Source organism: Oceanobacillus kapialis, from assembly GCF_044790185.1.
In the GTDB taxonomy this organism is placed as follows: Bacteria; Bacillota; Bacilli; order Bacillales; family Amphibacillaceae; genus Oceanobacillus_B; species Oceanobacillus_B kapialis.
The window spans coordinates 3,262,536-3,287,166 of sequence record NZ_CP085256.1; the positions used below are offsets into that span (position 1 = coordinate 3,262,536).

Annotated in this window: 19 protein-coding genes; 8 read left to right on the top strand and 11 right to left on the bottom strand. The window is 40.0% G+C overall.

All coding sequences use genetic code 11. The features are described from left to right. Positions 1-51 precede the first annotated feature (51 nt). Positions 52-1,851 (top strand): DNA ligase D, encoded by a 1,800-nt coding sequence (locus LG273_RS16945; protein ID WP_404455859.1) that lies wholly within the window; start codon positions 52-54, stop codon positions 1,849-1,851. Between the two features lie 57 nt (positions 1,852-1,908). Here LG273_RS16945 and LG273_RS16950 read toward each other — a convergent pair whose 3' ends face one another. From LG273_RS16950 to chrA, 3 genes are all read right to left on the bottom strand, one after another. Beyond that, positions 1,909-3,303, bottom strand: coding sequence for an L-cystine transporter (locus LG273_RS16950; RefSeq protein WP_379562074.1), 1,395 nt, complete (start codon positions 3,301-3,303; stop codon positions 1,909-1,911). 267 nt (positions 3,304-3,570) lie between these two features. After that, positions 3,571-4,011 (bottom strand): OsmC family protein, encoded by a 441-nt coding sequence (locus LG273_RS16955; protein WP_404455863.1) that lies wholly within the window; start codon positions 4,009-4,011, stop codon positions 3,571-3,573. A gap of 57 nt (positions 4,012-4,068) precedes the next feature. Continuing rightward, on the bottom strand, positions 4,069-5,247 hold the full coding sequence (gene chrA / locus LG273_RS16960) for a chromate efflux transporter (protein ID WP_404455866.1): 1,179 nt from the start codon (positions 5,245-5,247) through the stop codon (positions 4,069-4,071). 181 nt (positions 5,248-5,428) lie between these two features. On the opposite strand from chrA, the gene LG273_RS16965 reads away from it, so the two are divergent. Then, on the top strand, positions 5,429-6,121 hold the full coding sequence (locus LG273_RS16965; protein WP_404455869.1) for a DUF2294 domain-containing protein: 693 nt from the start codon (positions 5,429-5,431) through the stop codon (positions 6,119-6,121). Between the two features lie 261 nt (positions 6,122-6,382). After that, the gene (locus tag LG273_RS16970; RefSeq protein WP_379562070.1) at positions 6,383-6,553 is read left to right on the top strand and encodes a hypothetical protein; all 171 of its coding nucleotides are present in this window, start codon (positions 6,383-6,385) and stop codon (positions 6,551-6,553) included. Positions 6,554-6,624: 71 nt separating this feature from the next. Here LG273_RS16970 and LG273_RS16975 read toward each other — a convergent pair whose 3' ends face one another. After that, entirely contained in the window at positions 6,625-7,407 is a 783-nt protein-coding gene (locus tag LG273_RS16975; protein WP_404455872.1) for a TerC family protein, read from the bottom strand. A 377-nt stretch (positions 7,408-7,784) separates the two neighbouring features. Then, positions 7,785-9,524 carry a phospho-sugar mutase gene (locus tag LG273_RS16980; RefSeq protein ID WP_404455875.1) on the bottom strand — a complete coding sequence of 580 codons (1,740 nt, stop codon included), beginning with the start codon at positions 9,522-9,524 and terminating at the stop codon, positions 7,785-7,787. Positions 9,525-9,712: 188 nt separating this feature from the next. Here LG273_RS16980 and LG273_RS16985 point away from each other — a divergent pair, with 188 nt between their 5' ends. Together LG273_RS16985 and LG273_RS16990 are read left to right on the top strand one after the other, a co-directional pair. Continuing rightward, positions 9,713-10,795, top strand: a complete 1,083-nt coding sequence (locus tag LG273_RS16985; RefSeq protein ID WP_404455878.1) for an AI-2E family transporter — start codon at positions 9,713-9,715, stop codon at positions 10,793-10,795. A gap of 89 nt (positions 10,796-10,884) precedes the next feature. Next, positions 10,885-11,058, top strand: a complete 174-nt coding sequence (locus LG273_RS16990; RefSeq protein ID WP_379562066.1) for an SE1832 family protein — start codon at positions 10,885-10,887, stop codon at positions 11,056-11,058. A gap of 46 nt (positions 11,059-11,104) precedes the next feature. On the opposite strand, the gene LG273_RS16995 is transcribed toward LG273_RS16990, so the two are convergent. Further along, positions 11,105-12,955, bottom strand: a complete 1,851-nt coding sequence (locus LG273_RS16995) for a cation:proton antiporter (protein WP_379562065.1) — start codon at positions 12,953-12,955, stop codon at positions 11,105-11,107. Between the two features lie 587 nt (positions 12,956-13,542). On the opposite strand from LG273_RS16995, the gene brnQ reads away from it, so the two are divergent. Then, positions 13,543-14,829 (top strand): branched-chain amino acid transport system II carrier protein, encoded by a 1,287-nt coding sequence (gene brnQ, locus LG273_RS17000; RefSeq protein WP_379562064.1) that lies wholly within the window; start codon positions 13,543-13,545, stop codon positions 14,827-14,829. Between the two features lie 105 nt (positions 14,830-14,934). Beyond that, on the top strand, positions 14,935-17,070 hold the full coding sequence (recQ, locus tag LG273_RS17005) for a DNA helicase RecQ (protein ID WP_379562062.1): 2,136 nt from the start codon (positions 14,935-14,937) through the stop codon (positions 17,068-17,070). Positions 17,071-17,200: 130 nt separating this feature from the next. Here recQ and LG273_RS17010 read toward each other — a convergent pair whose 3' ends face one another. Continuing rightward, positions 17,201-18,439 carry an aminopeptidase gene (locus tag LG273_RS17010; protein WP_404455881.1) on the bottom strand — a complete coding sequence of 413 codons (1,239 nt, stop codon included), beginning with the start codon at positions 18,437-18,439 and terminating at the stop codon, positions 17,201-17,203. A gap of 223 nt (positions 18,440-18,662) precedes the next feature. On the opposite strand from LG273_RS17010, the gene LG273_RS17015 reads away from it, so the two are divergent. After that, a complete protein-coding gene (locus tag LG273_RS17015; protein WP_379562059.1) occupies positions 18,663-18,995 on the top strand; it encodes a winged helix-turn-helix transcriptional regulator in 333 nt (110 codons plus the stop codon). A 206-nt stretch (positions 18,996-19,201) separates the two neighbouring features. Here the strand turns inward: LG273_RS17015 and LG273_RS17020 are convergent, their stop codons facing one another. From LG273_RS17020 to megL, 4 genes are all read right to left on the bottom strand, one after another. Beyond that, a complete protein-coding gene (locus tag LG273_RS17020; RefSeq protein WP_404455884.1) occupies positions 19,202-20,629 on the bottom strand; it encodes an alanine/glycine:cation symporter family protein in 1,428 nt (475 codons plus the stop codon). A gap of 112 nt (positions 20,630-20,741) precedes the next feature. Next, positions 20,742-21,257 (bottom strand): acyl-CoA thioesterase, encoded by a 516-nt coding sequence (locus LG273_RS17025; protein WP_379562056.1) that lies wholly within the window; start codon positions 21,255-21,257, stop codon positions 20,742-20,744. Between the two features lie 224 nt (positions 21,258-21,481). After that, positions 21,482-22,924, bottom strand: a complete 1,443-nt coding sequence (gene cls / locus LG273_RS17030) for a cardiolipin synthase (protein ID WP_404455887.1) — start codon at positions 22,922-22,924, stop codon at positions 21,482-21,484. Between the two features lie 431 nt (positions 22,925-23,355). Then, positions 23,356-24,537 carry a methionine gamma-lyase gene (gene megL, locus LG273_RS17035; protein ID WP_404455890.1) on the bottom strand — a complete coding sequence of 394 codons (1,182 nt, stop codon included), beginning with the start codon at positions 24,535-24,537 and terminating at the stop codon, positions 23,356-23,358. Positions 24,538-24,631: the final 94 nt, after the last annotated feature.

A 24,631-nucleotide genomic window follows, 5' to 3' on the forward strand; every position in this document is an offset into this window, starting at 1 on the left:
AAAAGAGAATCCATGCTAAGAGGAAGGTATTTTTTAAAAGGGGTTGGGGTAATGAAGGTGATGAAGCCGATAGCGAGTTCAGAAATTCCTACAGGAGAAGATTGGTTATATGAAGTAAAGTATGATGGATTTCGCTGTGTCTTGCACTGGGAGAAGGACACCATCCGACTAACAAGCAAAAATGCGAAAAACTTGTCAGACAGTTTCCCCGAGGTTGTTGAATTCTGTCTGCAGCAAAGTCCATCTGTCGCCAATTTTCTTCCTCTTACACTAGATGGAGAGCTTGTCGTATTAAATACAGCCTACCAAGCAAATTTTGCTTTGCTTCAACATCGTGGGAGGTTAAAGGATTCTACCAAAATTAAGCAGGCTGCAAAACGGCGTCCAGCAAGCTTTCTCGCTTTTGATGTACTAACCCTGCAAGGTCAACCTACACAAAAGGATCCACTACTTAAACGAAAAGAAATGCTAAAGGCTGTTTTCAAGCAGATCTTGAGTGACAACATTCTCTCCCATATTCCAGCACATTCTGACCATCAAAAACTATGGAATATACTTTTTACCCATAAAGGGGAAGGAATCATTGCCAAAAGGAAAAACAGTGCCTATCAAGCCGGGAAAGCACATCGAGACTGGTACAAAATTAAAAACTGGCGTCATCTTCATGGGTTCCTTACTTCCTATGATCCACACAATAACTATTTTGCCGTAAGCATTTATGAAAAGGAACACGTAATAGAGATCGGAAAATGTGCACATGGGCTTTCTGCATCAGACTTCCAAACCTTAAAGGAAGTTTTCCTTGCAAATGGGGAGAAAAGCGGGACACAATACCACCTTCCTCCTGCAATTTGTGCAGAAATCAATAGCTTGGATCTATATAAAAATGAACTTCGGGAGCCCGCATTCGCCTCCCTTCTTCCCGAGGAGCAACCTGCTAATATGACAAGAAATAGATTGGCATTAGATATGGCGATGCTTCCTAAAACGGTTGATCTGACAAATATAGAAAAAATATTTTGGCCAAAACCTAGCTATACAAAGGGAGATTTACTAATCTATGCACGGGAAATTTCCCCATATATGCTCCCTTTTTTCCAGGAGCGTGCTTTAACTATCATTCGCTCACCAGCCGGCGTTGAGGAAGACTTTTTCTTTCAGAAGCATTTGCCAGACTATGCTCCCGACTTTATAGAAAGAATTCCAGCTAGTGACGATGAATTTCTTTTACCCTGTGAAGATTTAAACTCTCTCATGTGGTACGCAAATCACGGCACTGTTGAATTCCATGTACCTTTTCAAAAACGAGATACTGAATTCCCTGCTGAGATTGTCTTTGACTTGGACCCGCCAGATCGACAAAGCTTTCCTTTGGCTATTGAAGCAGCCAGCTTACTGAAGGAATTGCTTGATGAACTCCAGCTGATTTCTTATGTAAAAACATCCGGAAACAAAGGTCTGCAAATTTATATTCCGCTTCCAGAGAGAAGCATGACCTATGAACAAACAGCACTGTTTACGCAAGCAATGGCATGGACAATTGAAAAAGCTCAACCAACACGCTTTACTACCGAAAGAATGAAGAAAAACCGTGGGGACCGCCTCTACATTGACTATGTACAGCACGGAAAGGATAAAACGATTATCGCACCATACTCGCCTCGTAAAACACCCGAAGGTACTGTCGCAACACCGCTTTTTTGGGAAGAAGTCAAAGAAGGGTTATCGCCAGAACAATTTACGATTAAAAACGTTCCAGACAGAGTGAAAGAGCTTGGATGTCCCTTTGCTGACTATCACCAGTCCAAGCAAAAACAACCGGTCATAAACATTCTTACATTAATAACATGACCTTTTCCAAAAGAAAAATGCGGCTCTTCGAGAGCCGCATTTTTATACTACATCATTCTACAATGAAGTGTTTTCTTCAATTGCTGTTTTATCATTATACGTTTTTAAGTTAAGGTTTTTCATAATCCGTGAGGTAATGGTACCAGAAACCATTGCACCATTTACATTAAGTGCTGTACGGCCCATGTCAATCAAGGCTTCTACCGAAATTAACAGTCCAGCAAGAGCAACAGGCATGTTCATGGAAGAAAGTACAATTAAAGCTGCAAAGGTTGCGCCACCACCGACTCCAGCGATACCAAAGGAACTAATCCCAATGATTAGAACGAGCTGTAGAATAAACATCGGGTCTAGTGGATCAATACCTACAGTTGGTGCAATCATGACAGCAAGCATAGCCGGATATACCCCAGCACAGCCATTTTGCCCCATTGTGGCCCCAAATGATGCAGACATGTTTGCTACCCCTTGGTTTACACCAAGTGAATTACGTTGTGCCTGAATATTCAATGGAATCGTACCTGCACTTGAACGAGATGTGAAGGCAAATCCTAATACTGGAATCGCTTTTCGCAAATAAACCATTGGGTTTAATCCAAACACACCAACTAGTACAAGATGAATGATAAACATCACAAACAATGCAACATAAGATGCAATTACAAATTTACCTAACTCTACAATACCAGCAAAGTCTGTACTTGCCACTGTATTGGCCATTAAAGCAAGAATACCGAATGGAGTCAGACGTAAAATCAACGTTACAATACGCATAACAACCGCGTAAAATGAGTTTACAATTTTGGTGAACATTTCAGCTTGTTCCGGATTCTTTCTTCTAACTCCAAGCACAGCAATCCCAACGATAAGCGAGAAAATTACCACTGCAATGACAGAAGTAGATCGTTCTCCGGTCATATCAAGGAAAATATTAGAAGGAATGAAATTAAGAATTTTATCCGGTGTAGACTGTGCTTCCACTTCGCCAAGTCTATCTTCCAGCATAGATCCTCTTTCGTCCTCTGCCTGACCTGCTTCGATTTGCTCTGCGCTAAGATCAAATACCGTTGCAGTTAAAATTCCGACTAGTGCCGCAACCATCGTTAAAGAAATTAATGTTCCAATAATCCAGGCAGACATCTTACCAAGCTCTGCCGTTTTTTCTAAATTAATAATGGATTGAATGATTGATACCATTACAAGCGGCACAACAATCATCATAAGTAGGCGAACATACCCGCTACCTACAATACCGTACCAAGACGTTGTTTCTGTTAGCACCTCAGATCCAGCGCCATAAATTAATTGCAATACAGCTCCAAGCACTATTCCCAGTCCCAAACCGGTAAATACACGTTTTGTGAAGGAGAAATGCTTTTTCTGCATCCAAATAAGTAACCCAATAATTGCTAATAAGACGACAATGTTTAAAACAATATAAAAAATATCCATTGTTTGACCTCCCTTTTTCTTCTTAATTTAGTGTCTGCATCCTAGTTTAAGATTATCCCCAACCACAAGATGAGGGTAATTAGGTTTCTACCTAAACCAGTCTATGCAAATTGGCCACCTATCGTACGTTATAATATATATAATTCCGATAAAATTAGTATGACTTTAATAAGATACAATGCTTCCCTACAAAGTGTCAAGGAATTAATTCCGAGTTTAACGAAAGGTTTCCGACGTAAGAAAAAACACTGCGCAAGATGCACAGTGTTATCCTAATGTGGGTTCTAATTCAACAGCTACATTTCCCTTTATAGCACGGGAGATCATGCAGCTTTCTTCTGCTTTGTTAACAAGTTTCTTTAGCTTTTCAAGCTCTCTATCCGTAGCTGTCGGGTCCAAGAATACAGTTGGTTTATGTACAATTTTTTTGTACGTGATAACACCGTTGGACACATCCACGTGCCCTTCCGATTCCAACTCCATATGCTTCAGCGGAAGATCCGACCGTTCGATCATAGCAGCGAGCGTTATAAGATAGCAGGTGGCTGCTGCACCTAAGAGCATCTCATCAGGATTCGTACCAATACCCGGCCCATCCATTTCCTTCGGGATAGAAATTTTTGTTTTTAAATTACCTGCCTCGATAGTTCCTTCACTATTCCTTCCTCCAGGCCAATCCGCTTTTAATTGAAAAAGATGTGTTGCCATATGATCACCTCAACCCCCATACTACCAAACCATTATAAAGACGGGTGAATAATATGCTTAGATAAAGCGAAATAGAATCTCTCCACCTATGACACCAATTAATACAATAGCCCAAGCAGGTATTTTCCAAAATTGCATGAGTGCAAATAAAACGGCAGCCAAGGCAAAATGCGCACTACTTATAATGGCACTCGTGAACACAGGATCGTACAAGGCTGCAAGTAAAATACCAACAACACTAGCATTCACACCGACTAATATCCCTTGAAAAGCCGTCTTTTTTCTTAGCTCACTCAGGAAGGGTAAGGCGCCTATTATCAGTAAAAAGGATGGTAAGAAGATTGCAATGGTAGCAACAAGTGCACCAAGGACTCCTTCCATCATGGTGCCAACATAAGAAGAAAACGTAAATAACGGCCCTGGTACAGCCTGTGCCATTCCATATCCCGCAAGAAATTCACTGCTTGTTAGGAACCCAGTCGGAACAATCTCCTGTTCCAATAACGGCAATACGACATGCCCACCACCAAATACAATAGAACCAACACGGAAAAACGTATCAGCAATTTGAATGTATGTATTGGATACCGCTTGGGCTAGAAGTGGAAGGCCAGCGAGTAGACAAGCTAAAATCAATAACGAAAAGATACCTTGCTTCTTTGTGATGGAGACAGAAAAAGTGGTAAGCGAAGGCTGTTGTCCTTTCCTAAACCATACATAACCGATTAAAGCTGCAACTAAAATAATGCCAATCTGTACCCAAGCTGATGGGAAAAGTAACATAACAAGTGCAGCAGCAAGGGCTATTGCCATTCTTGGCCTGTCTGGAGCCAGCTTTTTCCCGAGCCCTAGTACGGCGTGAGCAACCACAGCTACCGCTACGACCTTTAAACTTGCGATCCAAGTCGTTTCTCCCAACTGGAAATTTTGATAAAATAGCGCAAATAACACAAGAATAATAACGGAGGGAAGTGTGAAACCTAGCCATGAGATGAGGCCACCTAACAATCCACCACGCATCATTCCAATTGCAATCCCGACCTGACTACTTGCAGGACCAGGCAGGAATTGACATAAGGCGATAATATCGGCATATAGTTTCTCATTTAACCATTTTCGTCTATCTATGTATTCTTCTTTAAAATATGCTAAATGTGCTACAGGTCCTCCAAATGACGTAAGACCAAGCTTTAGTGATGATTGCAATATTTCCAATAGTCTGTTTTGTTTTGACATATAGACCTCCTAAAAATAGCGGTTAGATGATTTAAATTTATCATAAATACGTATTATATGACATGGAATTTACACAACCTTTACATAAGAGGTTTGTTGGCATAAGAATGGTGGTAATGTTATACTAAAAAATAGGGAAAGCAACATAATGTGCCTTCCTCTATAAAGAAGGATGGAAAGAATGGAAAAGACGTTAGAGACCACTTTAGCCAGCACGACTGGCAAACTGCTTCGTGATAATTTCGGTAAAGGACCTGGTTCGATCTATGTTAGTATCGGCAAACCGTATATCACGATGTATTTAAAAGATTTCTTAGCACCAATGGAGCAAGTTTTATTAGAGCAAGGACATCCATTGCGTGTGCAGGAAACAAGGGATGCCTTAATGAAGAAACTCATCCCTGAGATTAAAGGCATTATTGCGGCAGAAACAAATGAGCAAGTGAATCAGGTCTATTACGATTGGTCATTAGAAAAAAAGACCGGTATAATCTTTGCAGAATTTACACCTAGTGGATCAGAAGATGTAAATATACTTGAGAACTACCCTGAAAAAGACAGTGTAAACGAGGAGATTATCAGATTCACCGAAAAGGCACAGAAATCGCCTGAGAATCTTCACTCCTACAAACTTAATGCACGCACAATTGTCTCAAAACGGGAAAAAATCTTTGTACAAATTGAGCAAGAGCTCATACGTACTGGTTTCGAGGAGCAGCTTCGCTTAGCAAAAAGAAAGCTTGAAAAAAGCTTAATTGATATACCACATCTAGAAGATTTACTCGGATTACAAATAGATGACGTCTTTGTAGATTGGGACTTCTCCCATGATGCAGGCTATGTCGTATTAGTATTAAATACAACAATTAAATAATGGTGGGAATGTCTGGACAATAGAGCCAAGATATAAGCCGAAAAGGGATGCTTCCTTTTCGGCTTTTTTATTACCGATAGAGAGAAGCAAACTTTTAAGTAGATTCGCTGCTAATAGAATTTTAATATCCCCAAATTTAAGAAAAACTACTCTAACAAGGGAGTTTTTCACACTTTTAACCAGAAGAGAGATATATAAATATTCATCGGCGTCTGACTGAAAGTCTTACCTTTTTATAAAGGACTAATCAGGAGGGATACAATGTTCAAAGTGATGGTAATAGGAAGAAATCGAATTCGCGCATACCTCGCAGAGAACGACAAACTCATTACATTTTCAAATTACAAGGCTGCCGAGAGTTATATGGAAAAGGTTTTAAAATCTGATACCTTGCCAGACCAGTATTATTTGCAAATTGAGAAAGTCAGTTAATACAGTTTAATCGTTTATACATCGAATAAAAGAAAAGAGCAATCATCTTATAAAGATGATTGCTCTCGCCACTAGTTAGGCGTATTGTCCTTCACTTTCTTCACCGTACGTCCGGAAACAAACCAACCTACCAACGCAATTCCAACTAGAACGGTATAGAAGATTGCTTTCCATAATGTAGAGTGTGGAAAATCATGTGGTATCCATGCAATATCTTCATGGGCGAGTACAATAAGTGCTAACTTTACACCAACCCATCCAACAATAACAAACGCAGCGATTTCCAGACCTGGGCGTTTGTTAAGTAAATCAACAAAAATGTTGGCAGCAAAACGCATGATGATAAGCCCAATCATTCCACCTGCAAATATAACTAGAAATTGCCCACTATCTAAGCTTCCTATTGTGCCAAGGTTTGTTGGTGGAAGTGCTACCGCCAAGGCCACAGCTGCCAAAATAGAATCGACTGCGAATGCTAAGTCAGCAAATTCCACTTTAAGAACGGTCATCCAGAAGCCACTGCCTTTGGCCTTTTCGGATTCTTCTTGTTCTTGCACCTCTCGTACTGGTTTCAGCTTGTCATACAAATGTTTGATTGACATAAACAATAGGTATATCGCACCCGCAGCTTGTACCTGCCAAACATCAACCAGAAATGAAATAACGAATAGTGAACCGAATCTGAGGATGAATGCTCCTGCTAAACCATAGAATAAAGCCTTTTTGCGCTGTTCTTCTGGAAGATGTTTCACCATAATCGCAAGTACCAATGCATTATCAGCAGCCAACAAGCCTTCCAAGCCAATTAGAACAACAAGTACCCATAAATACTCCAATAATAAATCTACTGGCATGTTTTTTCTCTCCTTTTTTATGATCCTCCTAACAGGCAGACCACAAAAAGACCTTTACCTGTTAGTGGTAAAGGTCTCGCAAACAACGTCCGTTGCCAAAATAAGCCGGAGAATATACTTCTCGTAATGACGACTTAAATTGTACAGCTACTCCCCTTTAGGAATATTACTTTCTTTATTAAACCGTTTTATGGCTCAAAAGTCAATATAAAGTGAAACTTCATTTGGTGGGTCCCTCTCTCCCCACCTACCTGTAAGTTGAACGAATCGGACCTTTACTGGCAGTTAGCAGGATAAAGCGTACCCTACCATGTAGTTATTTTTATTTACCATAGGTTGCCCCTTGTATAAGTGCTTTATTCCGATTAAACCTCTATTTAATTTAAAATGGCAGCAATTTTTTGGTCCATGGTTTCCTTCAAAACAGCTAATTTGCGCTTACTTTCTTCCTTGGAATCCGTGCAGACACCATAATAGCATTTAATTTTTGGTTCTGTTCCGGATGGTCTGAGTGTTACCCAACTATCATTCGGCAGAATAAATTTAAGCATATTCTCTTTCGGAAGCTCAATTGTTTCCGTCTTTTCTTCTGATTCGCCAAGGATTTTCCGTTCACTCGTTAAGTAATCTTCTACTTTTTCTACTCGATAGGTTGCGATACTTTCTAACGGCTCACTACGAAAGGCTTCCATAATAGAAGCAATTTTCTCTGTGCCTGCTTTTCCTTTCAACGTTAAAGAAGACATGCCTTCAAGAAAATACCCGTGTTGTTCATAAAGACCCTCCAAGGCTTCCAGCAATGTTTTCCCTCGCTGTTTCCAATAATGAGCCATTTCACTAGCCATCACTGCCGCCTGTACAGCATCTTTATCACGACATATGCTGCTAATTAAATATCCATAGCTTTCTTCATAGCCAAAAATAAAGGTTTCACCTGTTGCATCAAATTCATGGATTTTTTCCCCAATGTATTTAAAACCAGTCAGCGTATTGATGGTTTTTACATGATAGGCATCTGCAATGGCTCTACCAAGCTCTGATGTAACAACTGTTTTGAGCATACGGCCACTCTTTAAAACAGCTTGACTACTATGGGATAAAAGATAATCAAGAAGAAGGGCTCCTAGCTGATTACCTGTCAAGACTTGGTATTCCCCTGCACTGTTCTTGGCAGCCACCCCTAAGCGGTCTCCATCTGGATCTGTTCCAAGAAGAATATCTGCATCCACTTCATTACCATGTTCGATCGCCATTGTAAATGCTTGATGTTCCTCAGGATTTGGTGAATCAACTGTGGAGAATTCCGGGTCAGGGACAGCCTGTTTTTCCACGACATGCAATTGATTAAAATGTAACTGGCCTAATCCATTTACGACAAGGTCATTAGCTGCACCATGCAATGGGGTAAAGACAATACCTAAATCTTTTTCTTTCTCTTGTTCTTCCATGCTCAATTTTGAAATGAGCTTTAACTGTTCTAGATAAGCGTTATCCACTTCCTTGCCAATCCAGTCTAACAGTTCTTCTTTCTCCACTTCCTCTTTCTCCATAAACGGTACACTTAATTCATCTTCCGTTTTTTGGATTTCCTCAATAATTTGCGCCGCTTGCGATGGTGTAATTTGCCCACCATCCTCATTGTAAACTTTAAAACCGTTATACTCAGGTGGATTGTGACTTGCGGTTATCATTACCCCTGCCACTGTGCCAAAATAGCGTACAGCATACGATAGCAATGGCGTTGGTCTCAACGATTCAAACACATGGGTCTTGATCCCATATGCACCAAGAACTTTGGCTGTTTCCACAGCGAATTCCTGTGACATATAGCGTGAATCATAGGCAACTACAACACCGCGATCTTTCACATTTACGGTGTTTTCTAATAGATAATTAGCAAGGCCGTTGACAGCTTTTCGCACCGTATATATATTCATTCGATTTGTCCCAGGTCCGAGAACACCTCTCATACCACCTGTTCCAAATGTTAATTCTTTGTAGAAGGCGTCTTCCAGTGCTGCCGGGTCGTCTTGCATCGTCGTTAACTTTTGACGCAAGGAAGGATCCAGCTCCTGAAAAGATTGCCACTTTTGAAAACTTTTTTCCCAATTATACATCCACTTATCCCCCAACATATGTATAGATGTTCAAATTCTAGCACACTTTTTACAATTATTCTATCAAATAAAATAGGCTGTTTAACCTAGTAAATTAAAGGTTAAAATAATACCTATATACGACTTCCTATTTTACCGAGAAAACTGTAAACTGAAAGATATATTAGATTGAGAGAGTAGGGTTAAATTTGGTAAATAAACGTTGGTTTCAGGTTCTAGTATTTTTCATATTAGTATTTCTATTAATACTCCTAATTTCGGTTACAAATTTTATTTTTGACCCTGTCATTAAATACCTGGGGGCTGTGGCGCTGCCCATTATCGGTGCAGGTATTCTTTATTATTTAACAAAGCCTTTAATGCATTTATTTGAACGTTTTCGCATTAATCGTATTGTATCGATCTTTCTTGTATTTTTTGTGATCCTATTACTTGGTTACCTCGTCTGGATCTACATAGCGCCAATAGCCCAAAATCAGTTTAAGAATTTGGCTGAAAATATCCCGGCTATGGTGAACTGGGCCCAAGATATGATTTCTTATTGGCAATCTAATCAAACGATTATTCCAACTGAAATTGATAATGCCATTAGCAACTTTACAAATAACTTGCAATCCCATATTGAAAATGTGTTGAACTACTTATTTGGCTTTATTGGGCAGTTAATTTCTGTCATTGCAGCCTTAGTACTTGTACCATTTTTCCTTTTCTTTATGTTAAAGGATGGGGATCGGCTCGTACCATTTGTTACGCAAATTTTCTCTAGAAAAAAAGCGAGTAACCTTCGCAGCCTGCTTGGCAAAATAGACGATACACTAACAGCTTTTATCCAAGGTCAGTTAATTGTAAGCTTTGCGGTTGGTGTGCTCTTGTTTATCGGCTATCTCATAATCGGATTAAAATATTCTCTAACACTGGCACTATTCGCTATGGTAATGAACGTTATTCCATTTATTGGTCCTTTTATTGCAGTTGTTCCTGCTCTAATTGTAGGTGCCTTTCAGGACCCACTTATGATTGTTTGGGTGTCTATTGTGATGATCGTTGCGCAGCAGATTGAGAGTAATTTCATTTCTCCAAATGTTATGGGCCGAGCATTAGATTTACATCCATTGACTGTTATTACGGTAATTCTTGCGGCAGGCAGTATAGCAGGATTTGTCGGCATCCTGTTTGCAGTTCCATTTTACGCAGTCATCAAAACGGTAATTGTGCATTTTTACAAAACCTATCAGGATTCAAAAGATTCAAAGGAAGACTCCCTTATCTAGTGTTATCTCCAAGAAAAATCGACTTTTTAAAATAGTTTCTTGTTATCGCGGAGGATGATCAGCTACACTTGTAAGAGAGGTGATTCCAAATGGACAAAAGAGCCATGCAAGCTAAATTAGATGAATTGAAGTCAGACTATGTCCGTATACAAGGTGACATGGATAAATTGGAATATGTACGCGGACGTGTCTCTTCTGCCGAGGAACAACTAATCCGCTTAGAAAAGGAAATTGCACAGTTACGTAAACAACTTGAAGAATAAAAAAGAGTGGGCGCCTATTTACTTGGCGCCCACTCTTTTTGTATGATTAGTTCCCATTATTGTTGCGTTTTGTTTCTAGTTTTGCTTGTATTTTAGCTTTCTCTTTGTTCGGTGGTGTTAAGCTTACAATTGTGTCCCCTACAGTAGGAACAGTTCGCATTTCTTCTGAATAAAATTTAAGCTGTCCAGATGGCTTGATGAGATATAAGAACACAGTAGATGGATCTTTATCCGCCACATACTGTTTATAATTATATTGTGCCGTTAATGTTGTTTGACGGAAAATATAACGATTGTTCAGTTTATCATTTAAATCATCCATTGAGAATTGCTTATCAAAGAGAATTCTTCCCCCTACTTTAGAGACAATCTCAGCATTGGTATTTTTCCCTTCAACAAATGGACTCACTTTAAAGACATTGGTCCTGCCATACTCCGGCATAAATGTCGTACAAATGAGTGAATTATAAGCACGATCATCGGTTGCAGCAAGCAAATATTCGTAAGGTATCGTATCAAGATTATACTCTGTCTGCTCTGATAGCATGTTGCCATGATAGAAATTAAGACCTGCTTCTCTAACTTGGCGTAATCTTTCCCAGGAAGAGTCGACAATGATAACTGGTAGTCCCGCCTTTTGGAGAGATTTCCCCAGTTCCATCGTGAATTTGTTCGCACCAACAATTAACGTACCAGGCTTTCCTTCCATAGAAAGGTTTAATTTCTTTGCAAGCCAGCCGATGGAAAATCCGTGGGCCAAAACGGTAAAGAATACTAGCCCAAAGGTGAGGGTCGTTAATATCCCTGCGTCTTCATAACCAGCTTCCTGCAATACCTCCGCAAAGTAACCAGACACCGTAAGTGCTACAATTCCTCTCGGTGCAATCCAACCTACAAGTGCTTTCTCATTAAAGGATAATTTCGTGCCAATCGTTGAAAGAAAGATCGACAGAGGTCTCACAATAAACATCATTAAAATGACGTAACCAATAATATTTGGACTAAAAATTTGCAGCAATGTTTCCAGCTGCAGGGATGCTGTCAACATAATAAATATTGTGGAGATCAGTAAGATAGATATATTCTCCTTAAAGTGACGCATATCCGAAATAGAACTTATCCCCATATTCGCTAGAGTAATCCCCATTGCTGTAACGGAAAGTAACCCTGTCTCATGCATGATCTCATCTGCTCCTGTGAAGCATAGGATGACAACAATCACGACTGCAGGTGATTTAAGGAACTCGGGAATATGCCCTGTTTCAAACATCCAGCCTATTCCTCGTCCGCATGCCCAACCAAATAAAATAGCAAACAAGGAAGCTGCGAAGAACAAGAATAACTTTGTGCCATCAGGGTCATCGGCTGTAATAAATGAGATAATCTCAAAGGCGAATACTGCCAAGAGCGCTCCGATCGGATCAACAATGATCCCTTCCCACTTAAGTATCTTGGCAGGACGAGGGTTAAGTTTGGATTGACGCAGTAGCGGCATAATAACTGTGGGGCCTGTGACGATAAATAGCCCTCCAATTACAAAGGCCACTGCCCAGGAAAGTCCTGCCACATAATGTGCTGTCAGCGATCCTAAAATCCAGGCAATAAATGCACCAACAGTAGAAATTCGAAAAACTGGTTTACCTAAACCGCGCAGTTCTTTAAAACTAAGATTTAAACTACCTTCAAATAGTATAATTGCAACTGCAACAGATATAATGGGACTATATAAAGAGCCGAAGTCCTCCTCAGGATTAAGTACACCAAGGATTGGTCCTGCTAGAAGACCAGTGATGGACATCACTACAATAGCCGGCATCCGATAACGCCAGGCTATCCACTGTGATCCAATTCCAAGAAGTCCTATCAGCATAACTTCAAATAATAGTGACGGAACCATGTCATACCCCCTATTGGATAGCATTGAAAAAAGCTTAGTTGCTTATCCCCAATACTTTATATTCTACATTAATAAGGTCATTTTATAGGTCAATTAGGAGAAAGTAAACAATTTTAATCGTAAAAATGCACCTTACTTTTTTGTACGCGCCTTCATCCCCAAAGTAACTGCAATGCCCAATACTGGTGTCTTCCTGCCACCAAGTGAGGGAAAGTCAACATTGACATACCGATTCTCCTCTTGTTACGATTAAATTTGTTTTGTTAAAAGAAGCAATCTTTCACCATCCGATAAAGAAAAACAATTCATTCGTATGAAACAATTTCTCTTGTCAGATAATACAGAATATAGATTAAATTTTTTTGAAAAACGGCGTTACATTTTGCACTATCAAGAAATGCAAGATTCATCCCACCTTAACTGGCAGTAAGACCCTCACTTCAAAAAAGTGTGAAGTAATCAAGCATTCTAAGTGGGGATTAACTGCCAGTAAAGGTCCGATTCGTTCAACTAACATTTGGTGGGGGAAGAAGGGAAACACCCACCAAATGAAGTTTCACTTTATTATTCCCCGAGGAGCTAGTACGATGAAAAAAGGTAATTTTGTTATTGGATTTATGCTATTTGCTTTATTCTTTGGTGCAGGGAACCTAATCTATCCACCCATACTCGGGATGGAATCAGGCACCTCTTATTTCGCTGCTATCAGTGGATTTGTTATTACAGGCGTTGGGCTTCCACTCCTTGCCGTTACCGCTATATCGTTTGTTAAAAATGATGCAAGAGAACTTGCAGACAGAGTGCATCCCTTATTTGGATTGTTATTTACATCCGTCGTTTATTTAGCTATTGGGCCATTCTTCGGCATTCCTCGGGCAGCGACTGTAGGCTATGAAATGTCATTAGAACCATTTCAATCAGGAGAGCTCCCGTTATTTCTTTTTACTACGATATTTTTTATTCTTGTCTTTTTATTTAGTTTAAATCCATCAAAAGTGGTAGATCAGATCGGAAAGTACTTGACACCTCTATTATTGTTAGTGATTACTGCACTCATATTGGGCGGTTTCTTATTATTAAAAACACCATTAGGTAGTCCTAATCCTAACTATAGGGCTAACCCATTTTTTAATGGTTTTGTAGAAGGGTATCTCACAATGGATGCTATCGCCGCTCTTGCCTTTGGTATTATAGTTGTGAACGCCTATCGAGAAAGAGGGGTCCATACCAATAAAGCAATTGTAAAAGAAACGTTAAAATCAGGCCTTATTACAGGGGTTGGCTTAGTTGCAGTATACGGTTCAATTGGCTGGATAGGTGCTAGAATGGCTTCCTATGGTCCTTTTGAAAATGGCGGTGATCTCTTATCTTTTGCTGCTGATACCATTTTGGGGACATATGGGGTTATTTTGCTCGGGATTATAGTCACCCTTGCTTGTTTTACCACCTCTGTCGGACTAGTGGTAGCATGTGGTCAATTTTTTGCCAAGGTTACTATGCTTTCCTACAAGTGGGTAATCTTCATTGTCACCATGGCTAGTTATATAATTGCCAATCAGGGGTTAAACACGATTCTAGATTTTTCGGTGCCAGTTCTAGTGTTCATTTATCCAATTGCAATTGTATTGATCCTTTTAACGTTTTTAAATAAAGCATTTCAAGGATCTCGCTATGTATACCGTTTTGCTATCTTATTCACAGCACTTGTCAGCCTCTATGACGGCTTAAGCGAGTTCGGTTTTTCTTTAAATCGGATTACGCCATATGTAGAAAAACTACCTTTTTTTGAAATTGGCTTAGGCTGGGTTGTCCCGGCAATAATTGGTTTCTTGATTGGGCTTTTATATAGAGCGATTAAAGAACCAAACAACTAATGCTGGTGTTACGTTTTCAGCTTAGTAAGATTTAATTTTGCTAAGCTGGAAGCTAGGGCAATATCTATTAGAATATGATAGGATAGTAAACAAAGGAGGAACATTATGATTGCAAAAGAAGATGAAATACTACAGTCCTACTTTGGCTACTCGACTTTTCGCCCCGGCCAAAAGGAAACCATCCAACAAATCCTGCAGCAAAATAACACCCTCGCAGTAATGCCTACAGGTGGCGGCAAGTCCCTTTGCTATCAAGTTCCCGGCATGGTACTTGATGGAACAGCCCTTATTATTTCCCCATTAATTTCATTAATGAAGGATCAGGTAGATGCATTGCAGTCATTAGGGATCCCGGCTACATATATTAATAGCTCACTCACCTCTGAAGAATTAAAACAGCGCATGCAAGACATTGAGGCAAGGCGATACAAATTTGTCTATGTTGCCCCAGAACGTTTTGAGTCAGCCTTTTTTATCAATGTAGTAAGACGAATTCCTTTGTCCCTCATTGCATTTGATGAGGCACATTGTATTTCGCAATGGGGGCACGACTTTCGACCAAGCTACCGATCGATTATCCCTAATCTCAGAAAGCTTCATTCAATACCTGTCCTAATTGCTTTAACAGCAACTGCAACAGGAGAAGTGATTCAGGATATTCAAGAGCTGTTGCAAATGGATCATGTTATCAACACAGGGTTTGAACGTAGTAATTTAAACTTTCATGTTATAAAAGGAAAGGACAAAGCCACCTATATTCGTTCCTTTATAAAGAAGCATGAAAAGGAGTCCGGAATTATTTATGCGGCGACTCGAAAGCAGACTGACGCTCTTTATGAACAATTGGACAAGCGCGGTATTGCCGTATCAAAGTATCATGCTGGTCTTAGTGAGACAGAGCGAAAACGAGCACAAGCTGCTTTTATTCATGATGAAACAACTGTCATGATTGCCACGAATGCCTTTGGGATGGGGATCGATAAATCGAATGTCCGCTATGTTATTCACTATGCGATGCCTATGAATATCGAATCCTACTACCAAGAGGCCGGAAGAGCTGGGCGGGATGGGGAAATGAGTGAATGTGTTCTTCTCTTTTCCCCCCAGGATATTCAGCTGCAAAAATTTCTAATAGAACAATCCCAAATGGAAGAAGCGGCAAAGCAAGGGGAATACAGAAAGCTCCAAGCAATGATTAATTACTGCCACACCCATAGTTGCTTGCCAACCTTTATATTAGACTACTTTTCTGACAATCCATCACAGGAAGGTTGCGGTCGGTGTAGTAATTGCATGGAGCGTCAGGAGAAAAGTGATATTACAGAAGAAGCACAGAAAATCCTCTCTTGTGTGAAACGTATGGGAGAACGATTTGGTGTAGGGATGACCGCTAAAGTGCTTAAAGGTTCAAAGGATAAAAAGATAAGTCAATTCCAGCTTACATCCATTTCAACCTATGGCATTCTCTCTGCCTATACAGAGAAAGAATTGACGGAATGGATTCACTTCTTGATTGCTGAGCAGTTACTAGCGACAGAGGAAGGGAAATATCCTGTTTTAAAGCTTAACCAGAAATCTGTTGAAGTTTTAAAAGGAAGACGAAAAGTTTGGATGTTTACAGCACCGATCCCTGAATCGGAAACTACTGATTATCACGAGGACCTATTTTCAGCTCTACGTTCACGTCGTAAAGAAATTGCTGATGAAAAGAATGTACCACCATATGTGCTATTTTCTGACGCAACCTTAAAAGAACTGAGCCGTTATTTCCCTGTCACAAAAGAGGACATGCTAACCATTAAAGGGATTGGGGAAAAGAAATATGGCCAATATGGGGAAGCCTTTCTTCATGTTATTCAAAAGTGGCGCCAGGAGCATCCTGCTGTAACGGAAAGAGTGCGAATCTCTGACACCCCTAGATCCAAACCACGGAAACAAACAGAAGATGGCCCTAGCCACCTTGCTAGCTATAAAATGTTCCAATCAGGCAAGTCTATAAAAGATATTGCCGTTATACGGGAGCTTACAAAGCAAACTGTAGAAAGCCATTTATTTAAAGCGTATAAAGATGGTCACCCGCTCTTATGGAAAATATTTTTCAATGAGGATGAAGAAGCATCAATTCTTGCCGCACACGAAGAATTAGAAGAGCCAAAATTAAAAGAGATGAAAGAAGCGCTCGGTGACAACTTTGATTATACGATGATTAAAGCAGCACTTGTAAAAAATGGTAGGTTGTAAGATAAAGTGAAACTTCATTTGGTCGGGGTTTCCCTTCCTCCCCCGTCAAATGTTAGTTGAACGAATTGGACCATGCAAAGGGCGATCACTCGAGTTGTTCAAGTGATCGCTCTTTTTTATCATTAAACAATTATTTTACATTTAACGCCCACGTGCCATTGCGGAATACAGCTTCTGTTGAGCCATCAGCAAGCACCCCGTCGATGTCCAGGTTTTCAGATCCTATCATAAAGTCAACATGTGTAAGGCTATCGTTTACCCCATGCTTATCCAGTTGCTCTTCATCCATTGCAGAACCACCTTCAAGGTTTGTTGGGTATGCTTTACCTAACGCAATATGACAAGATGCATTTTCATCAAATAATGTGTTATAGAAAATTAAACCTGACTGTGAAACAGGTGACTCATGTGGTACTAAAGCAATCTCCCCTAGACGCGTTGCTCCTTCATCTGTTTCAAGTAGATGTTTCAGTGTGTCTTCCCCTTGTTCTGCCTTAAAGTCGACAACCTTCCCATCTTTAAAGGTTAAACTGAAGTTATTTATTAAGCTACCACCATAGTTTAATGGCTTGGTGCTTGCTACTGTTCCATTAACACCATATTTATGTGGCATGGAGAATACTTCTTCTGTAGGCATATTCGGATTAAATGTTGTACCACCTTCTGTTTGGGCAGATCCACCTTTCCAAATATGACCTTCAGGAAGCTCGATTTCCAACTCTGTATCAGGTGCTTTAAATACCAGCTTTTTATAATTCTTTTCATTTAGAATTTCACGAGCTGTTCGTAGCGTCTCATTGTGGGCATCCCAAGCTGCGATGGGATCTTCCTGATCTACTCTTACAATTTTCACAATGGCATCCCAAAGGCTTTCGATAGCTTCTTCCTTTGTCTTATCAGGGAAAATCTTTTGAGCCCAATCACCTGTTGGGATAGAGATAATTGACCAAGCAATTCTATCGTTCATCGTATATTTACGGAAATTTTTCATTGCTTGTGCAGCTGCTTTATTTGCTTTAGCAACTCTGGTAGGGTCAATATCTTTCAATAAATCCGGGTTTGTAGAGCGAATATTCAATACAGCTGCTCCGTCTTCAGCAAAGCTGTCATGTAACTGCACCTTCCAATCCGGATAGGATGCAATCACTTCATCTGGTGCATTTTCATATTTTAACAATGTCAACTCATCATCTACCCAATTAATATGTACATCCTTCGCACCCATTTCATACGCTTTTCTCACTACGATTTTAGTGAAATCTGCTCCTTCTAATGGTGCGTTGATCATTAATGCTTGATTTTTTTGTAAATTAACCCCTTTACGAAGTGCAAGCTCCGCATATTTTTCTTTAGTTTGTTGACTAACCATGCTTATACCTCCAATAATAAATTTCCTATATTGTTATTATTTCATAAATCGAAGAAAATTACCAAGATAACTTTTCAAATAGTGCGACTATATTCCCTCGATTTCTGTCTCTATTTACGCTTAGAGAGAGTTGTGGTATGATAAATAGAAAGTAGTTACTTTTTGTAATTAATGTAGGAGTATTCATTTAAAGAGCATATCGTCGTAGAGTGAGGTGATGATCATGGAGAAATTATGTCCACGTTTTGAAAAAGCAATGGGACTTCTCAGCACACGCTGGGTTGGTTTAATACTATCAGATTTGCTCGGCGGGACGAAGCGTTTCTCGGAGATGGAATCTGACTTACCTATTAGCGGGCGATTACTCTCTGATCGATTAAAAATGCTCGAAAAAGAAGGAATCGTGGAACGAAATATATACTCAGAGTTTCCGGTGAGAATCGAGTACTCTCTTTCTGATAAAGGAAGAGCACTTAAACCGGTGATTGAAGAGATTCAATGCTGGGCTGACAACCATGTTACCGTTGAAGAATTAAATACAGATTCGACTATATAAAGTGAAACTTCATTTTGTGGGGGGTTCCCTTCCTCCCCACAAAATGTTAGTGGAACGAATCGGACCTTTACTGGCCGTTGATCCCCACTTAGAATCCTTGATTACTTCCCGGATCCTTGAAGTAGGGGTCTTACTGCCAATTAAGGCGGGATAAAATTTCAAAAAGCCGAGCTGATGCTCGGCTTTTGTTTTGTCTACTATACGTCTTATTTATTTTTCTCTGCGCTTTGGTCTCTGCCCCAATATTCAATACCTTCTTGATCTTCAAGTGTATCTCTGTAAAAGACAGGATCCTTTCCAGCTTTACGTTGCTTTAAATAGTCTTGTAACAAACGGTTAGCTATCTTAAAGAGCCTTGTAATAGCATACATGTTAATTAATGCCATCACGGCCATTGCCAGGTCGGCCATAGACCATACTAGTCCGAATGCAGCAACCGAACCAAACACTACCATTGCAAGTACAGCAAATCGGTAGAAGAACAAGACTGTACGACTATTTTTAATATAGGCAATGTTGCTTTCACCATAATAATAGTTACCTAAAATAGAACTGTAGGCAAAGAGCAGAATTGCGATGGCAATGAATGTACTTGCCCAATCACCTATATGAAATGCAAACGCATCCTGTGTCAACTGAATTCCATCAAGATCCCCATTTCCTTCATAATTGCCTGCTGTAATAAGCACAAATCCTGTGGCACTACAAATAAGAATTGTATCAAAGAATACACCAAAAGCTTGAATAAGCCCTTGTTTTACCGGGTGTGTTACCTCTGCGGTTGCAGCGGCATTCGGAACACTACCCATCCCAGCTTCATTGGAAAACAACCCTCGTTTGATCCCCATCATAATAGCTGCACCAAATCCACCCCCTGCTATTTCACGAATTCCAAAAGCGTTCGCAAAAATAAGGGAAATCATATCTGGAATAGCTGTAAAATTAATGACAAGAATATAGATCGCAACAAAAATATAGAGAATCGCCATAACAGGTACAATAATTTGCGCTACATTCGCGATACTTTTAATACCGCCAAAAATAACAATCGCGGTAAAGACGAATAAAACAGCAGCGAGTATCCATTTATTCAACTGATACTCTTCCGCAAAAGCCAAACTAATTGTGTTTGCCTGTACGGAGTTAAAGATAAGACCATAAGTAATGGTAATAATAATGGCAAAAGCAACGGCCAGCTTACGGTTCTTTAAACCTTTTTCAATGTAATATGCTGGCCCCCCGCGATATTGGTTCTTTTCCGGTACTTTATATACTTGAGCTAAGGTACTTTCCACAAATCCTGAGGCTGCTCCTAGTAATGCAATGATCCACATCCAGAATACCGCTCCTGGGCCACCTGCTGCGATAGCTGTGGCAACCCCTGCCATATTACCTGTCCCCACACGTGAAGCAGCACTAATAGCAAAAGCCTGGAAAGCTGATGTCCCTCTCTTACCAGAAGCACTTATCGTTCGCTTGTCAAAAAGCACACGAATCATTTCAGGAAAATAACGAAATTGCACAAAACCTGTTCGAATCGTGAACCATAAACCAAGTCCAATTAAAACAATAATTAATATGTAGCTCCAAAGGACATCGTTTACATCACTTATAATATTTTCAAAAAATGTCATATTATTACCCTCCTTGTTATATTGGTTGTTAGAATATATACCCTTTTTTTGGCTATACGAACCTATCAACAACGAAATGGAAAAGAAGCCTTTTTATGAAGGCTTCTCCTCATTATCGAGTCCATGGGAAGCTTGTACCAAAGTCCTCTGCTAGCTCCTTTGATTGTTTCCTTCTCTCTTTACGATGGGCAGCACGAAGCGCTCCATTGTCATGAAGCTTTTTTTCATGATCCGTAACAGGATAAACCTGTGGCACAGGAATCGGACGACCTTCTTCATCAATTGCCACAAAGGTTAGAAACGCAGTTGTACATACTTTACGATTCCCTGTGAGCAGGTCCTCTGTTACAGCCTTCACAAATACTTCCATTGATGTATTATGCGTCCACGTAACAAAGGCCTCCACACAAATCGAATCTCCTTCTTTAACAGGATGAAGGAAATCGACTGAATCCGTAGATGCGGTCACTACAGGCTTTCTAGAATGCCGAACTGCAGCGATCGCAGCCACGTCATCAATATGGGCCATTAATTTTCCTCCAAATAGCGTGCCGTGTGTGTTCGTATCTGGTGGTAACACATGTGATGTCTTTACAGTTAGTGATTCAGAGCATGGTTTCTTCTCCACAGCACTGCCTCCTTTTCCGTTCTTTGTTAAGATTTGTATTTTCACTTGATATATCGTACCACAAGCTATCGGATAAAGGGAAACTTCATTTGGTGGGGTTTACTTCTCTCCCCAACCAAATGTTAGTTGAACGAATTGGAGCTTTACTGACAGTTGACCTCTCGGGTCTTACTGCCAATAAAGGCTTAATATGAAATAATTTCAGAGGCGCTTCCCTTAGTATTTTACAAAACTGGTGATAATAACCGGGAAATTGATTCTTTAAAGCGAATACCGATGGAGCGTTGGTCATACAGCTTTTTCGTCATTTGCGTCGACAATTTGATATCATTATTAAACGCCTGTACTAACCTTGCTGTCACATCCTTATCATACAAGAAGGCATTTACCTCGAAATTCAGACGGAAACTACGTACATCAATATTCGCAGTACCTACTGATGCTATTTTTCCATCCACTATAATAGTTTTCGCATGCAAAAAGCCATTCTGGTATATAAAAATCTCTGCCCCCGCATTGAGTAAATCGCCAATATAAGAGAGCGTTGCCCAGTACACAAAGGGGTGGTCCGGCTTATTTGGTATCATAATTCTTACCTTGACGCCTGATAGAGTGGCGATTCTCAACGTATCTCTCAAGCTTTCATCAGGGATGAAATAAGGGGTTTGGATGTAGACATACTCTTTCGCTGACATAATCATCTTAATATACCCGTTTTTAATTTGCTCCCACTCAGAATCCGGGCCACTCGATACGATCTGGATCCCTACATCACCCTTGTGCTTGCTCCTGTAATAACGCTCATCATAAAGGATGTGGTTTCTTGACGCTTGATTCCAATCTAAGATAAAGCGTGTTTGCATATTCTTTACAGCGTCTCCACATATACGTAAGTGGGTATCACGCCAATAACCGAACTTTTTCTTCTTACCAAGGTATTCGTCTCCTATATTGAATCCCCCAGTATAGCCTACTTTTCCATCAATAATGGCGAGTTTGCGGTGATTTCGATAGTTAATCTTAAAGTTGATTTTTGGTATCTTCGGTGGGAAAAATGCTTCTACTTGCGCGCCCGCTTGGCGTAAACGTCTTATGTATTTCGGCTTAAGCGTTCTTGAACCCATATCATCATACAAGACACGGACTTCTACTCCTTCATTCGCTTTTTTAATTAAGACTTCGGCAATTCTTTTCCCTAGCTGATCACTTCTTAAAATATAATACAGGAGATGTATATGATCATTGGCCTTCTGCAGGTCTTGAATCAGGGCATCAAACTTTTCTTCACCATCCGTATAAATGTCCACACTATTATCTTGCGTGAAAATGGCATCGTCATTCCGCAAATGTAAATACACGAGGTCCTCATATTCTGCTATTTCTTTATGCTTAAATTCAAAACGCTCCTCTTCTATGGCACGTAACTGTGATTGAACAGCCTTTTTCACACCAAGACGACTTTTCGTGTCCCAAGTAAAGATCCTGCGCTTGCTAATAGGCTTACCAAAGATAAGATATAGAAAGAATCCGATAATCGGAATAAATAATAATACCATTAACCATGCCCAAGTAGATGTAGCATCCTTTCGTTCCAAAAAGATAATAGAAACGCCCAGCGCGATATTAATAAAAATAGTAAATCCAAGTAGCAAGGACATGATCTCCATTTTAAAGCTCCCTCCAAAAACGTAATCCAAAGACCAACATGGTCATTCATAATATAGCATATCTTTCCAGTAAACAACATATGGGCGTTATGCATATATTCCATCTTATATATTTACCCTCCGTACAGCAAGATTATGCCATAAAGTGAATCTTCATTTGGTGGGGGCCTTTTCCTCTCCCCACCAAATGTTAGGTGAACGAATCGCCCTTTACTGGCAGTTGATCCCCCACTTAGAATGCTTGATTGCTCTTCGCATTCTTGAAGGCGGGGACTTACTGCCAGGTAAAGGAGGGTAAAAGAATTTTAGCAGGTTGTATATTTCCTATATTTCCTATAGTTGGAAGGAGTCATTAGTCTACTTAAACGCTTTGACTTATTAAAGCACTCAAAAAGCCCCCATCACGGGAGCTTTTTAAGGATTCTTCCATTTTATATCTTATTCAATGCTTGTTCTAAGTCCTTCCAAATATCCTCCCACGATTCAAGACCCGCCGATAACCTTATAAGCTGATCAGTAATCCCCATCTCCAGGCGCGTTTCCTCTGGAATTACGGCATGTGTCATGGTTGCTGGATGCTCAATCAACGTTTCGGCATCTCCCAGACTTACAGCAATTTTTATAAAGGACAGGTGATTCAGCAATTGTTGTACCTCTTCTTTAGAACCATGGATTTCAAAGGAAATTACCCCGCCACCTCGCTTCATCTGTTTGTCTGTATTCTGTTCATTAAAATGGTTTTTGTTAGGATAATATACTGCAGTTACTTTCGGGTGGTCCTTAAGCTTCTCAACAATCTTCTCTGCATTATCACAGTGGCGATCCATTCGAATTGGCAAAGTCTTCATACCGCGAAGCAACAGCCATGCATCAAACGGTGATAGAACCCCTCCAATATCTTTCTGCGTCGTCATAGCTATCGTATCAAGAAAGTCTTTTTTCCCAACAACAAGACCCGCGATCACATCGCCATGCCCACCAATATATTTCGTCGCGCTATGGAGCACTACATCACAGCCAAGTTTAAGCGGTTGCTGAAGATAGGGTGTTGAGAAAGTATTATCTACAATAACAGGGATATTGTATTCTCTCGCTATCTTTGCCACCATTTTTAGATCAATTAGTCGAATTGTTGGGTTTATTGGTGTTTCCACATAAATACATGCTGTTTCAGGTTTTATTTTGTTTCGGATATTTTCTTCTGTATCCATTGATGAAAAATCATGACTAATTTGATATTTATCTTGTAACATTGTTAAAAGACCATACGTGCAACCATACAGACCTGATGAACATAGTATATGATCATTCGCCTTCGTTAAAGCAATCAATACCGCCGATACCGCTGCCATTCCTGAGGAAAAAGCAAGGCCTCTTTCTCCATGCTCCAAAGCCGCAATTCTTTCTTCCAGTATTTTCACTGTGGGATTTCCTAACCGTGAATATATATAACCTTCTTCCTCCCCTGCAAAGCGTTTTTCACCCTGCTGTGCAGTAGCAAATGTGTAGGTGGATGTCTGAAAGATAGGTGGCGTCAGACTCCCAAGCATATCTTTCGAGTCATAACCTCCATGGATAACTGCTGTTTCGATATGTCGTTCATCTTTTTTCACAAAGATCCCCCTCTGCATTATTTCGTAACCTATTATTATCTTATTCTATTGACTAAGATTTTGAAAGCGTTTTCTTAAATTCCAAAACATGCTT